Here is a 14,888-nt window from a genome sequence, read left to right on the forward strand (position 1 = left end):
CAAAGAAGATAAACGTCTAGGAGGCTAAATGAATGAAATCTCAAGTATCGTGGAAAGTCGGAGGTCAGCAAGGTGAAGGGATTGAATCTACGGGTGAAATCTTTGCGACTGCGATGAACCGCAAAGGCTATTATTTATACGGATACCGTCACTTCTCTAGCCGCATCAAGGGCGGTCATACGAATAATAAAATTCGTGTATCGACAACACCTGTACATGCGATTAGTGACGATTTAGATATATTAATTGCGTTCGATCAAGAAACAATTGAATTGAACCATCATGAAATGCGTAAAGATAGTGTGATTTTAGCAGATGCAAAAGCAAAACCAGAAAAGCCAGAAGATTGTAAAGCGCAATTAATTGTGATGCCTTTTACAGAAACAGCGAAAGAATTAGGTACAACATTGATGAAAAACATGGTAGCAATCGGTGCAACAGCTGCGTTAATGTCATTAGATATTAAGCCATTTGAAGCACTTATTACAGGTATGTTTGAGAAAAAAGGTGACAAAGTTGTTGACCTCAATATTCAAGCATTGCACGAAGGCCATCGCTTGATGAATGAAGAACTCGGCAATATTGAAGGAGACTTTGACCTAGCTGAAAGTGAAAACGTGCCGCATTTATATATGATTGGCAACGAAGCCATTGGTTTAGGTGCGATTGCAGGTGGCTCACGCTTTATGGCAGCTTATCCAATTACGCCAGCATCTGAAATTATGGAATACATGATTGATCATTTACCAGAAGTAGGAGGCACAGTCATTCAAACAGAAGATGAGATTGCCGCTGCGACGATGGCGATTGGTGCAAACTATGGTGGTGTCAGAGCATTCACAGCATCGGCAGGTCCCGGTCTATCATTGATGATGGAAGCAATCGGTTTATCAGGTATGACAGAAACACCACTTGTGATTATGAATACACAACGTGGAGGTCCATCAACAGGTCTTCCAACAAAACAAGAACAGTCAGACTTAATGCAAATGATTTACGGAACACATGGTGATATTCCGAAAATTGTCTTAGCACCAACTGATGCAGAAGATGCATTTTACTTAACAGTTGAGGCATTTAACTTAGCTGAAATGTATCAATGCCCAGTTATTTTGTTAAGTGACTTACAATTATCACTTGGTAAACAAACGGTTAAAAATTTAGACTTCAATAAAGTTCAAATCAACCGTGGTGCAACAGTTACAGAAGATATCGAACGTGATCCTGAAGATAAAGATTACTACAAACGCTATGCAGTGACAGAATCAGGTGTATCTCCAAGACCAATTCCAGGTGTCAAAGGTGGTATTCACCATGTCACAGGTGTTGAACATAATGAACAAGGTAAACCAAGTGAAGCGGCACAAAACCGTCAAGACCAAATGGATAAACGTATGCGTAAAACAGCAAACTTACGCATTGAAAAACCAGTTGAAGGCTCTTTAAAATATGAAGAATCAGATATACTTTATCTTGGTTTTATCTCAACAAAAGGTGCCATTCAAGAAGGTACAGAACGTTTAGAAGCTGCTGGACACAAAGTGGAACATTTGCAAATTCGTCAATTACACCCGTTCCCAACAGATATCATTCAAGAAGCAGTTGATCGTGCGAAAAAAGTAGTCGTGGTAGAACACAACTATCAAGGACAACTTGCAAACATCATCAAAATGAATGTGAATTTAGGTGACAAATTAGTAAACCAAACAAAATATGACGGCACACCATTCTTACCGCATGAAATCGACACGAAAGGTTTATCACTTTTAAATTCACAAAAGGAGAGAATCTAATTGGCTACATTCAAAGATTTTAGAAATAACGTCAAACCGAACTGGTGCCCAGGATGTGGTGACTTCTCAGTACAAGCTGCCATTCAAAAAGCGGCTGCAAATGTTGGTTTAGAACCAGATGAAGTGGCATTAATTACAGGGATTGGTTGTTCTGGACGTCTATCAGGTTATGTGAATTCATATGGTGTTCACTCAATTCATGGGCGTGCATTGCCACTTGCACAAGGGGTAAAAATGGCAAACCGTGATTTAACTGTTATTGCTTCAGGTGGAGATGGAGATGGTTATGCGATTGGTATGGGACATACAATTCATGCGTTGAGACGTAACATGAACATCACATATATCGTTATGGATAACCAAATTTATGGTTTAACAAAAGGTCAAACATCACCTTCATCAGCACCAGGCTTTATTACAAAAACTACGCCAAAAGGGAACATTGAACAAAATGTTGCGCCTTTAGAATTGGCATTATCATCAGGTGCAACATTCGTGGCACAAGGATTCTCAAGTGACATTAAAGCATTAACAAAAATGATTGAAGATGCGATTAACCACGATGGTTTCTCATTCGTGAACGTCTTCTCACCATGTGTCACATATAACAAAGTGAATACGTATGACTGGTTCAAGGAACATTTAACTGACTTGAATGATATCGAAGACTACGATACTTCTGATAAACAACGAGCGATTCAAACGGTTGTTGAGCACAACTCACTCATAAAAGGTATTGTGTATCAAGATACAGAAACACCATCATATGAATCTCAAATTGAATCTTTAGGTGAGACGCCATTAGCGCATAAAGATATTCAATTGACATCTGAACAATTTGAATCATTAACAAAACAATTTGTATAAATTCAAGAAACAAAAGCTGAAGTCCTAACGCAGGGTTTCAGCTTTTCATATATTTGGAGTGAGATTATAACCGATGACAAATTGCACTTTGACATTTTTTTTAATATAATGAAGAGATGATATAAGGGCAGAAAGGGTTTTGCATGTGAATGAAGAACAAAGAAAAGCTGGGACGTTAGATGTTCTAGCGAATCGTAAAGATAAAGAAGAAAAAGATTACAGTAAATATTTTGATCACGTATACCAACCGCCAAGTTTGAAAGAGGCGAAAAAGCGTGGCAAAGAAGAAACAGTTTATAATCGTGATTTCCAAATCGATGAAAAATATCGTGGTATGGGGAAAGGGCGCACATTTTTAATTAAAACGTACGGTTGCCAAATGAATGCACATGATACAGAAGTCATGGCAGGTGTTTTGTCAGCGCTTGGCTATACGCCGACGGAAGATGTCAATGTAGCGGATGTTATCTTACTGAATACGTGTGCAATTCGTGAAAACGCCGAAAACAAAGTATTCGGTGAGATTGGGAACTTAAAGCATATTAAACAAGAGCGCCCGGATTGTTTAATCGGCGTATGTGGTTGTATGTCACAAGAAGAATCCGTTGTCAATAAAATCTTAAAATCATACCAAAATGTCGATATGATTTTTGGAACACATAATATTCATCGTTTACCACAAATTTTAGAAGAAGCATATCTTTCTAAGGCGATGGTAGTCGAAGTTTGGTCTAAAGAAGGCGATGTTATTGAGAACTTACCAAAAGTACGTGAAGGACGTATTAAAGCTTGGGTGAATATCATGTACGGTTGTGACAAGTTCTGTACGTACTGTATTGTACCATTTACACGTGGTAAAGAACGTAGTCGTCGCCCACAAGATATTATCGACGAAGTGCGAGATCTTGCACGCCAAGGTTATCAAGAGATTACTTTACTCGGTCAAAACGTCAATTCATACGGAAAAGACTTAGATGACATAGAATATGGTCTCGGTGATTTGTTAGAAGACATCGCAAAAATTGATATTCCACGTGTACGCTTTACGACCAGCCACCCTTGGGACTTCACAGATCGTATGATAGAAGTGATAGCACAAGGTGGAAATATTGTGCCACATATTCATTTGCCAGTTCAATCTGGGAATAACCAAGTACTTAAAATTATGGGGCGTAAGTACACGAGAGAAGCATATTTAGATCTTGTGAGTCGTATTAAAGCAGCGATTCCAAATGTTGCATTGACGACAGATATAATTGTTGGATATCCAAATGAAACGGAAGAACAGTTTGAAGAAACGCTTACTCTATATGAAGAAGTTGGCTTTGAACATGCATATACGTATCTCTATTCACAACGTGACGGTACACCAGCAGCAAAAATGAAAGATAACGTACCGACAGATGTTAAAAAAGCACGCTTACAACGTTTGAATCAACTCGTTGGCAAATACTCATCTGAAGCATTGAAAGCTTATGAAGGAAAAACGGTCAAAGTATTGTGTGAAGGTGCAAGTAAAAAAGATGATCAAGTATTAGCAGGATATACAGAGCGTAACAAACTTGTGAACTTCCATGCACCGCAATCAATGATCGGTAAAATTGTTGATGTGAAGATTGTGGAAGCAAAGCAATACTCATTAAATGGTGAATTTGTTGGTGTGAGCGATGCTTCTTTGGTGAATCAATAATGACCAATAAAGAAGATGTGTTGCGAAAAGCACGTGAATTGCAACAGTCGATTCAAGGTTTGGAAACAATCCAATACTACAAGCAAGTAGAAGCACAAATTCATCAAAATGAGCATATTGCTGAACAAATGAAAATATTGAAACAGCAACAAAAGCAATCTGTAAACTTACAAAACTATGATAAACCTATTGCGTATCAACGATCTGAAGCAACGATTCAAGCCATTCAAACAGAAATTGATGATATGCCAATCGTCTCAGAATTTCGCCAAGCGCAACGAGAAGCGAATGATACGATTCAATTTATTGTTGAGACCTTAGCAGACGGGATTGATATCAATCAACTTGATTCGCAACAAGATGATGTATAGCGCTGTCTGTAAAATTCATGAAAAGGGGATACACGATGAACCATAAAAAGTTGACGTTAACTGCGTTATTAATCGCGCTCAATGTCGTATTAAGTACAATGATAGTCATACCTGTCGGACCTATCAAAGCGGCACCTGTACAACACTTTGTCAATGTGTTGAGCGCTGTATTGTTAGGACCATGGTATGGGTTAGCCCAAGCATTCTTGTCATCATGTATTCGTGTGATGTTTGGAACAGGTACAGCTTTTGCTTTTCCAGGTAGCATGATTGGTGTGCTACTGGCAAGCTTGTTCTATTATGTGAACCGCCACTTGTTCGTTGCGGCAATTGGAGAAGTGATCGGGACGGGTATTATCGGAAGTCTCATTTGTATTCCGCTAGCATGGATTTTACACATGGATGGCTTCCTTATTAAGCCATTGATGGCGGCATTTATCGTTTCTAGCATGATCGGTGCAGCGGTTAGCTACGCCTTACTTATCGTGTTGAAACGACGTGGTCTATTAACGAAGATGGAAAAATATACGAAACACAAGTTAAAATGACGAATAGGCTAGACGAATCGAATGTTGCGTATCGTCTAGCCTTTATACATATTAGAAGTTAAATAGAGAGTTAAAGGATTGTGATATAAATGACAAATGTTACACCGATGATGAAACAGTATCTCTCAATCAAAGCACAACATCAAGATGCATTACTGTTTTTTAGATTAGGTGATTTTTATGAATTGTTTTATGAAGATGCTGTAACAGCAGCACGTGTTCTCGAGATAACATTAACGAAGCGTGATGCGAAAAAGGCAAATCCTATTCCGATGGCAGGAGTGCCGTTTCATTCTGCAGATGGTTATATCGAAACATTGATTCAAAATGGCTATAAGGTTGCAATTTGTGAACAAATGGAAGACCCGAGACAAGTGAAAGGGATGGTAAAACGAGAAGTTGTTCGAATCGTAACGCCGGGTACAGTGATGGAACAAGGTGGCGTAGATGAAACACAGAATAACTATATATTAAGTTTTGTGCATGAAGGCGATTATGCATTGAGTTATTGTGATATCTCAACTGGCGAACTCAAAGTGACACATTTTGAAGATGAGAGTACATTGATCAATGAAGTGACAACTATCAAGCCGAATGAAATTGTTGTGACACAACCGCTTCCAGACCAATTGAAACGCCAATTCAGCATGATTACAGAGACAATCACGGTATGTGAATCAGTATCGGACACGACGTATCAGGTGAATCAGTTGGATCATTCTTTGATGTATAAGGCTGTTCAAATATTATTGGATTATGTCTATGATACGCAAAAACGTGATATGTCTCATATTGAACCGGCAGCTGTTTATCGTGCACTAGACTACATGAAAATGGATTTTTACGCGAAACGTAACCTTGAGTTGACGGAGAGTATTCGTCTCAAGTCGAAAAAGGGAACATTGTTGTGGTTGATGGATAAAACAAAAACGCCGATGGGTGCAAGACGTCTGAAACAGTGGATTGATCGCCCGTTGATTCAGCAATCAGAAATTGAAAAACGTCATGAAGCAGTGACCCAATTTTTAAATTATTTCATTGAACGTTCAACGCTAAGAGATTATTTAACAGAAGTGTATGACATTGAGCGCTTAGTCGGGCGTGTTAGCTTCGGAAATGTCAATGCGAAAGACCTTGTTCAATTGAAACATTCTATCGCTCAAATACCAGCAATTAAAGACTTATTACAGACGATTGATCATGAAGCAATCGCACATTTTAATGCGTTAGAACCGTTGGAAGACTTATTAGCTGTGTTAGAAAAAAGTTTAGTTGATGAACCACCATTATCAGTAAAAGAAGGTGGGCTTTTCAAGACAGGTTACAATGAAGAATTAGATAGTTATTTAGATGCTTCTCGAAATGGAAAACAATGGCTCGCAGAACTGCAAGCACGTGAACGTGAGCGTACAGGCATCAAGTCATTGAAGATTAGTTTCAACAAAGTGTTCGGTTACTATATCGAAATCACTCGTGCAAATCTTACGCAATTTGATCCAGAGGCATATGGATATGAACGTAAACAAACACTTTCTAATGCAGAACGTTTTATTACAGATGAATTAAAAGAGAAAGAAAGTATGATTCTTGGTGCGCAAGACAAAGCAATCGAGTTAGAGTATCGCCTGTTTACTGAACTCCGCCAATATGTGAAACAATTTACTGAGCGTTTGCAACAACAAGCGAAGATCATTTCGGAATTAGATTGTTTACAAAGCTTTGCAGAGATTGCGCAACAATATAACTATGTCCGCCCAACTTTTAGTGATGATCGTACATTATCTTTAGTGGATTCTCGTCACCCAGTGGTAGAACGTGTGATGGATTACAATGACTATGTACCGAATGACTGCCATTTAGATGATGACACATATATTTATCTGATTACTGGACCCAATATGTCAGGTAAGTCCACGTATATGAGACAAGTAGCGATTATTAGTATTATGGCACAGATGGGAGCGTTTGTTCCTTGTAAGTCGGCGCAATTGCCAATTTTCGATCAGATTTTCACACGAATTGGCGCAGCAGACGATCTAGTGTCTGGTAAGAGTACCTTTATGGTTGAGATGTTGGAAGCGCAAAAAGCTTTGCGTTATGCGACGAAAGACAGTTTGATTATTTTTGATGAGATTGGACGTGGCACATCTACTTATGATGGTTTGTCACTCGCACAAGCGATGATTGAATATGTCGCACAAACATCACAGGCAAAAACATTATTCTCGACACACTATCATGAATTGACTACGCTAGAAGAATCATTACCGTGCCTACAAAATGTGCACGTTGCGGCGAACGAATACAAAGGCGAACTCATCTTTTTGCATAAGGTGAAAGAAGGTGCAGTTGCGAACAGTTACGGAATCCAAGTGGCACAGTTAGCAGACTTACCTGAACCTGTGATTGCACGTGCAAAAGTTATTCTTGAAGCGTTTGAATCCAATGAAAAACCAACTACGATTGCTACTTCTAATACAAGTGAAGATTTGAATGAAATTGTGTCGGATACAACGATGTCTCAAACTTCATCAGAAACAAAATTTGAACAACCAACATTTGATTTGTTCAACCCGGCTGAACAAAGTGAAGTTGAACAAGAAATTAAACAATTAAACATGTCTCGAATGACCCCATTAGATGCATTTGATAAACTGCGAGAATTACAAAATCGATTAATTTAGAAGGTGACAGTATGGGAAAAATTAAAGCGTTACAAACGTCACTTGCCAATAAAATTGCAGCAGGTGAGGTGGTTGAACGTCCGAGCTCCGTTGTGAAGGAATTACTTGAGAATAGTATCGATGCAGGGGCTACTGAAATTAATATAGAAGTACAAGAAGCAGGTGTGACAGCTATCCGTGTTGTGGATAATGGGTCAGGGATAGGTCAAGAAGATTTGCCACTTGTATTTCATCGACATGCTACAAGTAAATTATATGAAGATGACGACTTATTCCATATTCGCACACTCGGTTTTCGTGGAGAAGCGTTGGCAAGTATTTCGTCAGTGGCAAAAGTCACATTACAAACATCAACGGATGGCATTGATGGTTACGAAGTGTATGCAGAAGAAGGTGCCATTCTGTCTCAGAAGCCAGCAAAAGCACGTCAAGGAACGGATATTTTAGTCAGTGATTTATTTTATAATACGCCGGCAAGGCTCAAATATATCAAAAGTTTGTATACAGAACTTGGTAAGATTACAGATATTATGAATCGTATGGCGATGAGTCATCCGGATATTCGTATGTCATTAACAAGTGACGGCAAAAAAATACTTCAAACAAACGGTTCAGGCCGTACGAATGAAGTAATGGCTGAGATTTATGGGATGAAAGTCGCACGAGACTTGTTATACATTACGGGTGAAACGAGCGATTACGAAATTGAAGGGTTTATCGCCAAACCAGAACATTCCCGTAGCAATCGTCATTACATTTCTCTGTTTATTAACGGACGTTATATTAAAAACTTTGTCTTAAATAAAGCAGTGGTGGAAGGATACCATACGTTATTAACGATTGGTCGTTATCCGATTGTGTATTTAAATATTAAAATGGATCCGATATTAGTCGATGTCAATGTCCACCCAACAAAACTGGAAGTACGATTATCGAAAGAAGACCAGTTGTATGCTTTAATCGTGGAAAAAATACAAGCAGCCTTTCAAGATAAAGTGTTGATTCCTAAAAATGATTTTGATAAAAACAAACCAAAAAAAGTACTTGAAAAGTTTGAACAACAAAAAATAGCTTTTGAACAACGTCAGCAAATGACTCAAAATTCGCCAGTCACTGATAAAATATACAATCATGACGATATACGAGCTGCTTCAGCCATTGATACAACAGATACGCGTTCTGTACAAGGTGTAGCAGATGAAACGAGTGATAGCGCAGATGTTTCGTCTCAAACATCGCCAGTTGAAGAAGTTGCAAACATGTACAATGCATCGACTGATGAGCAACAACAAAATAGTGAAGACACATATCATGTTGAACAGCCTGATACGTTAGTGGAGACACATAATGTACTAGAAGAACAAAAGAATGACATCCATGTTCAAAATGCACAAGAATCAACACCACGTGTTCCTTATATGGAAGTCGTTGGACAAGTGCACGGAACATACATTGTTGCACAGAATGACACGGGGATGTATTTGATCGACCAACATGCGGCACAAGAACGTATAAAGTATGAGTACTTCCGAGATAAGATTGGTGAAGTGACGAATGAAAATCAAAGTTTACTCATTCCGATGACATTTAACTTTTCAAAAGATGAACAATTGACAATTGAACAATTTCGGGATGAGTTAGAAAAGGTCGGTATTTTCTTAGAACCATTCGGTGGACATGATTATATCATCAATAGTTATCCAGTCTGGTTCCCACCACAAGAAGTGGAAGAGATTATTAAAGATCTCATCGAATATGTTTTGTCGCATAAAACGATGAATATCGCCAAGTTCCGTGAAGAAGCAGCAATTATGATGAGTTGTAAAAAGTCGATTAAAGCAAATCATTATTTAACGAAAGAAGATATGATCTCGTTGATCAATCAATTAAGAGAGATGGAAGATCCGTTTACGTGCCCGCATGGACGTCCCATCATTATTAACTTTACAAACTATGAATTAGAACGTTTATTTAAGCGTGTTCAATAAAATGATTTGAAAGGAATTTGATCGAGTGAAACCACATATCTTACCAGCAATCCGATCTATGAAAGACCTTGAAAAATTAGTAAAAACAGACTATCAAACGTGTGTCTTATTGGATACACATATCGGTCATCTACAAGGCGTGATGCAATTTATGCAACAACACCTATTACAACCATATGTTCATATTGACTTGATTAAAGGGATGAGTCATGACGAATTCGCATGTGAGTATATCATTCAAACGTATCGTCCTAAAGGCATTGTCTCAACGAAGATGAAAGTGATCAAAAAAGCGAAGGCACTTGGTGTTGTAACAATCTTCCGTGTATTTATTATAGATAGTCATGCATTAGAACGTAGTATCGAATTGATACAACGCTTGGAACCTGATTATGTTGAAGTATTGCCGGGAATAGCGGATAAAGTGATTCAACAGATTCAACAAGAAACTGGTGCGCAAGTGATAGCGGGTGGCTTGATTAACACAGAAGATGAAGTGATGCGTGCAGTGAAGCATGGCGCAACGCATGTAACAACAAGTGACCGAAATTTATGGTAACTTAACTTTGGTATTTAACATGTAAAAGCAATAATTAAAATTGCTGACAAAATATGAAAAATATAATTTGACAGCGTTTTCATATGCATGTATTGTAAATAACAAGTTAATATTAGAATAGAGACTAAGAGATTTCTGCGTTCGTATTATATCTATTGGGTGTAGTGCGTCTTGTGGCGATCTCTTTTTTGCTAAAGGAGGAAAAAGAGAAATGAATATTTACTTAGCAGAATTTTTCGGGACAGCGCTCTTACTGTTAATGGGTGGCGGTGTTGTTGCTAACGTTGTATTAAGAAAGTCAAAAGGTGAGGCGGCAGACTGGATTGTTATTGCTGTCGGATGGGGGCTTGCTGTAACGCTCGGTGTGTATGCAGTTGGACAATTCTCAGGTGCGCACTTGAATCCAGCAGTAACAATCGCATTTGCAATGACAGGTGATTTTCCTTGGTCGCAAGTACCGGGATATATCATTGCACAATTGCTAGGTGGTATCGTTGGTGCAGTACTTACTTGGTTGACGTATTTACCACATTGGCGTGCAACAGATGATCAAGGTGCAAAGCTAGGTGTATTTTCAACAGCGCCTGGTATCCGTAACTATATGGCGAACTTTTTAGCCGAGATTATTGGAACAGCTGTTCTAATTGCTGGTTTATTATTCATTGGGGCGAATAAATTCACTGATGGCTTGAACCCACTCATTGTTGGGGCATTAATCGTTGCAATTGGTGTCAGCTTAGGTGGACCAACTGGTTATGCTATTAACCCAGCTCGTGACTTAGGACCTCGTATTGCGCATGCTATTTTACCAATTCATAATAAAGGTAACAGCGACTGGTCATATGCCATCGTACCAATTCTTGGGCCAATCGCAGGTGGTATGCTTGGTGCAGCGATTTACCTACTTGTATTTGAAAATGTATTCAATGCGTGGTCAGTCATCTCTATCGTATTAGTGGCATGTACATTAGTTCTCGGCCAAGTGATGAATAAAAAGTCGTCACGCAATGACATCGGTAAAATTTAACATTACAATAATAGATAAAGACGAATGTGTCAGGGAGGCATCTTAATTATGGGAAAATATATTTTAGCAATCGACCAAGGTACTACGAGTTCAAGAGCGATTTTATTTGATGAAAATGGAGAAATTTGCGGTATTTCACAACGAGAATTTAAACAACACTTTCCAAAATCTGGATGGGTAGAACATGATGCAAATGAAATTTGGACATCAGTCATTTCAGTTATGGCATCTGTTCTAAATGAAAATGATATTACAGCATCAGAAGTAGCAGGAATTGGAATTACAAACCAACGCGAAACAACAGTTGTATGGGATAAAAAGACAGGGCGTCCAGTTTATCACGCAATTGTATGGCAATCACGTCAAACACAACATATTTGTGATCAATTGAAAAAAGACGGTCACGAACCATTATTCCGCAAAAAAACAGGTTTATTGTTAGATCCATACTTTTCAGGGACTAAAGTGAAATGGATTCTTGACAATGTAGATGGCGCACGTGAAAAAGCTGAAAACGGTGATTTACTATTCGGTACGATTGACTCATGGCTTGTATGGAAACTTTCAGGCGGTAAAGTACATGTGACTGATTACTCTAATGCAAGTCGTACATTAATGTACAATATTCATGATCTTGAATGGGATGACGAGTTGCTTGAGTTATTAGACGTACCAAAACAAATGTTACCGGAAGTGCGTCCTTCAAGTGAAATATACTGTGAAACAAAAGACTATCACTTCTTTGGACAAAATGTACCAATTGCAGGTATTGCAGGTGACCAACAAGCTGCACTGTTCGGTCAAGCATGTTTTGAACGTGGTGACGTGAAGAATACGTACGGTACAGGTGGCTTCATGTTAATGAATACAGGTGAAAAAGCGGTACTATCAGATCACGGTTTATTAACAACAATTGCATACGGTATCGATGGCAAAGTGAATTATGCATTGGAAGGGTCTATATTTGTATCAGGATCTGCCATTCAATGGTTACGTGATGGATTGCGTATGATTCAATCTGCACCACAATCAGAAGACTATGCCAAACGTGTAGATGATACTGAAGGTGTATATGTTGTCCCAGCATTTGTAGGTCTTGGAACACCTTATTGGGATTCAGAAGCACGTGGTGCAATTTTTGGATTAACACGTGGTACGAAGAAAGAACACTTCATCCGTGCAACATTAGAATCATTATGTTACCAAACACGTGACGTTATCGAAGCGATGGCGCAAGATTCAGGCATCGACGTGAACAGTCTTCGTGTCGATGGCGGTGCCGTTCAAAATAACTTCTTAATGCAATTCCAATCAGATTTGTTGAACATTGATGTAGAACGCCCAGAAGTAGCAGAAACAACAGCATTAGGGGCGGCATATTTAGCAGGTATTGCGACAGGATTCTGGAAAGATCAATCACATGTCAGCAATCATTGGAAGTTGGAAAAAGCGTTTGAACCTGAAATGTCAGAAGAAAAACGTGAACAATTATATAAAGGTTGGAAAAAAGCAGTAGAAGCAACACAAGTATTCAAGTTAGACGATGCAGAGTAATTCTGTTATACTGAAGCTAAGTTAATAGAAGCACTCGAGATTTGGAGAGATTTTTCGTACAACTTTAAATAAGTCGTAGGAGGGGTCTCTCTTTTTTTAGTAAAAATAATAGGAGGTAGTTATAGATGAGTTTATCAACAGTAAAACGTCAATCAGTAAAAGAAAACATGAAACAAGATATGTACGATGTTGTTGTAGTCGGTGGAGGTATTACAGGGGCAGGTATCGCACTTGACGCATCAGCACGTGGCATGAAAGTCGCACTTGTTGAAATGCAAGACTTCGCACAAGGAACAAGCTCTCGTTCAACAAAACTTGTGCACGGTGGTTTACGTTACTTGAAACAACTACAAGTGGGTGTTGTCGCAGAAACAGGTAAAGAACGTGCGATTGTGTATGAAAACGGTCCACATGTAACAACACCAGAATGGATGTTGTTACCAATGCATAAAGGTGGTACTTTCGGTAAATTCTCAACATCTATCGGATTAGGGATGTATGACCGCCTTGCAGGTGTAAAAAAATCAGAACGTAAAAAAATGTTAAGCAAACAACAAACAATGGACAAAGAACCATTAGTGAAGCAAGAAGGTTTAAAAGGTGGCGGTTACTACGTAGAATACCGCACAGATGATGCACGCTTAACAATTGAAGTAATGAAAAAAGCCGCTGAACAAGGTGCAGACATTATTAACTATGCGAAGGTAACCAATTTCTTATATAATGATAAATCAAAAGTATCTGGCGTTGCAGTCACAGACTTGTTAGAAAATGAAACATTTGAAATCCATGCGAAAAAGGTCGTTAATGCGACAGGTCCATGGGTAGATGAAGTGCGTCGTGCAGATTACTCTAAAAACAACAAACAATTACGCCTAACAAAAGGGGTTCATGTTGTTATTGATCAATCAAAATTCCCATTACAACAAGCAGTTTACTTCGATACAGAAAATGACGGTCGTATGATCTTCGCAATTCCACGTGATGGCAAAGCATACGTTGGGACAACAGACACATTTTATGACAATGACAAAGCGAATCCACAAGTAAACCAAGAAGATCGTGACTATCTCATTGATGCCATTAACTACATGTTCCCAACAGTGAACGTGACAGATAGCGATATTGAATCAACTTGGGCAGGTATTCGTCCACTGATTCTGGAAGAAGGCAAAGATCCATCTGAAATTTCACGTAAAGATGAAGTTTGGGAAGGAAAATCAGGTCTTTTAACAATTGCAGGAGGTAAATTGACGGGTTATCGTCATATGGCTGCTGATATCATGGATCTTGTTGAAAAACGATTGAAACAAGAATACGGAGATAAATTCAAAGATGTGAATACAAAACACATTACCATTTCTGGTGGTGATGTAGGTGGTAGTGCAAACTTCGAAAACTTCGTTCAAGAAAAAGTTGAAGCAGCACGTAAGTTCAATTTAGATCCAGAAGACGCTGAATTTTTTGCACGTCGTTACGGTTCTAACGCAGATTTACTCTTTGAAATTGCACATATGGCACAACATCAAAATACAGGTTTGCCGCTAGCGCTTTATGTTGAACTTGTTTATGGCGTGCAACACGAATTAGTCGTTAAACCAACAGACTTCTTCGTTCGTCGTACAGGTGATATTTACTTCAACATCGATGCTGTGATGCGCTATAAAGATATCGTGGCAGATGTTCTAGCTGACTTAGTCGGTTATGATGAAGCAACGAAAGTTCGCTACAAAGCAGAACTTGAAAAAGCAATCGATGAAGCACGTTTCGGACAACACCAACCTGCAGAAGCATAGAATCGATATTG

Annotated in this window: 11 protein-coding genes; all 11 read left to right on the forward strand. The window is 38.7% G+C overall.

Translation table 11 applies throughout. The features are described 5' to 3' along the window. The first annotated feature begins 32 nt into the window (after window positions 1-32). The 11 genes from C7J88_RS01335 (at window position 33) to C7J88_RS01385 (ending at window position 14,877) form a co-directional block, all read left to right on the forward strand. Window positions 33-1,793, forward strand: coding sequence for a 2-oxoacid:acceptor oxidoreductase subunit alpha (locus tag C7J88_RS01335; RefSeq protein WP_095116450.1), 1,761 nt, complete (start codon window positions 33-35; stop codon window positions 1,791-1,793). Next, complete coding sequence (locus C7J88_RS01340; protein ID WP_095116452.1) at window positions 1,794-2,660, forward strand: 2-oxoacid:ferredoxin oxidoreductase subunit beta; 867 nt, start codon at window positions 1,794-1,796, stop codon at window positions 2,658-2,660. It begins immediately after the preceding gene. 145 nt (window positions 2,661-2,805) lie between these two features. Then, window positions 2,806-4,350 (forward strand): tRNA (N6-isopentenyl adenosine(37)-C2)-methylthiotransferase MiaB, encoded by a 1,545-nt coding sequence (gene miaB, locus C7J88_RS01345; RefSeq protein WP_095116454.1) that lies wholly within the window; start codon window positions 2,806-2,808, stop codon window positions 4,348-4,350. Then, window positions 4,350-4,721 (forward strand): YlbF family regulator, encoded by a 372-nt coding sequence (locus C7J88_RS01350; protein ID WP_095116456.1) that lies wholly within the window; start codon window positions 4,350-4,352, stop codon window positions 4,719-4,721. Before miaB ends, C7J88_RS01350 begins: the two co-directional genes overlap by 1 nt. A 35-nt stretch (window positions 4,722-4,756) precedes the next feature. Next, window positions 4,757-5,269, forward strand: coding sequence for an energy coupling factor transporter S component ThiW (gene thiW, locus C7J88_RS01355; RefSeq protein ID WP_095116458.1), 513 nt, complete (start codon window positions 4,757-4,759; stop codon window positions 5,267-5,269). 89 nt (window positions 5,270-5,358) lie between these two features. Continuing rightward, window positions 5,359-7,953: a DNA mismatch repair protein MutS gene (gene mutS, locus C7J88_RS01360; RefSeq protein ID WP_095116460.1), complete on the forward strand. Its 2,595-nt coding sequence runs from the start codon at window positions 5,359-5,361 to the stop codon at window positions 7,951-7,953. Window positions 7,954-7,964: 11 nt separating this feature from the next. Continuing rightward, window positions 7,965-9,941, forward strand: a complete 1,977-nt coding sequence (mutL, locus tag C7J88_RS01365) for a DNA mismatch repair endonuclease MutL (protein WP_095116462.1) — start codon at window positions 7,965-7,967, stop codon at window positions 9,939-9,941. Between the two features lie 25 nt (window positions 9,942-9,966). Then, window positions 9,967-10,500, forward strand: a complete 534-nt coding sequence (locus C7J88_RS01370; protein ID WP_095116464.1) for a glycerol-3-phosphate responsive antiterminator — start codon at window positions 9,967-9,969, stop codon at window positions 10,498-10,500. A gap of 211 nt (window positions 10,501-10,711) precedes the next feature. Beyond that, window positions 10,712-11,527, forward strand: a complete 816-nt coding sequence (locus C7J88_RS01375; RefSeq protein WP_095116466.1) for an MIP/aquaporin family protein — start codon at window positions 10,712-10,714, stop codon at window positions 11,525-11,527. A gap of 48 nt (window positions 11,528-11,575) precedes the next feature. Further along, a complete protein-coding gene (gene glpK, locus C7J88_RS01380) occupies window positions 11,576-13,081 on the forward strand; it encodes a glycerol kinase GlpK (protein WP_095116468.1) in 1,506 nt (501 codons plus the stop codon). A gap of 125 nt (window positions 13,082-13,206) precedes the next feature. Then, window positions 13,207-14,877, forward strand: a complete 1,671-nt coding sequence (locus tag C7J88_RS01385) for a glycerol-3-phosphate dehydrogenase/oxidase (RefSeq protein ID WP_095116470.1) — start codon at window positions 13,207-13,209, stop codon at window positions 14,875-14,877. Window positions 14,878-14,888 lie beyond the last annotated feature (11 nt).

Source organism: Staphylococcus muscae, from assembly GCF_003019275.1.
GTDB classification, from domain to species: domain Bacteria; phylum Bacillota; class Bacilli; order Staphylococcales; family Staphylococcaceae; genus Staphylococcus; species Staphylococcus muscae.

Bases quoted from the DNA above. Each gene is read 5' to 3' on its own strand.
- C7J88_RS01335 (WP_095116450.1), top strand. From the start codon at position 33: ATGAAATCTCAAGTATCGTGGAAAGTCGGAGGTCAGCAAGGTGAAGGG.
- mutL (WP_095116462.1), top strand. From the start codon at position 7,965: ATGGGAAAAATTAAAGCGTTACAAACGTCACTTGCCAATAAAATTGCA.
- C7J88_RS01375 (WP_095116466.1), top strand. From the start codon at position 10,712: ATGAATATTTACTTAGCAGAATTTTTCGGGACAGCGCTCTTACTGTTA.
- C7J88_RS01385 (WP_095116470.1), top strand. From the start codon at position 13,207: ATGAGTTTATCAACAGTAAAACGTCAATCAGTAAAAGAAAACATGAAA.
- glpK (WP_095116468.1), top strand. From the start codon at position 11,576: ATGGGAAAATATATTTTAGCAATCGACCAAGGTACTACGAGTTCAAGA.
- thiW (WP_095116458.1), top strand. From the start codon at position 4,757: ATGAACCATAAAAAGTTGACGTTAACTGCGTTATTAATCGCGCTCAAT.
- C7J88_RS01350 (WP_095116456.1), top strand. From the start codon at position 4,350: ATGACCAATAAAGAAGATGTGTTGCGAAAAGCACGTGAATTGCAACAG.
- mutS (WP_095116460.1), top strand. From the start codon at position 5,359: ATGACAAATGTTACACCGATGATGAAACAGTATCTCTCAATCAAAGCA.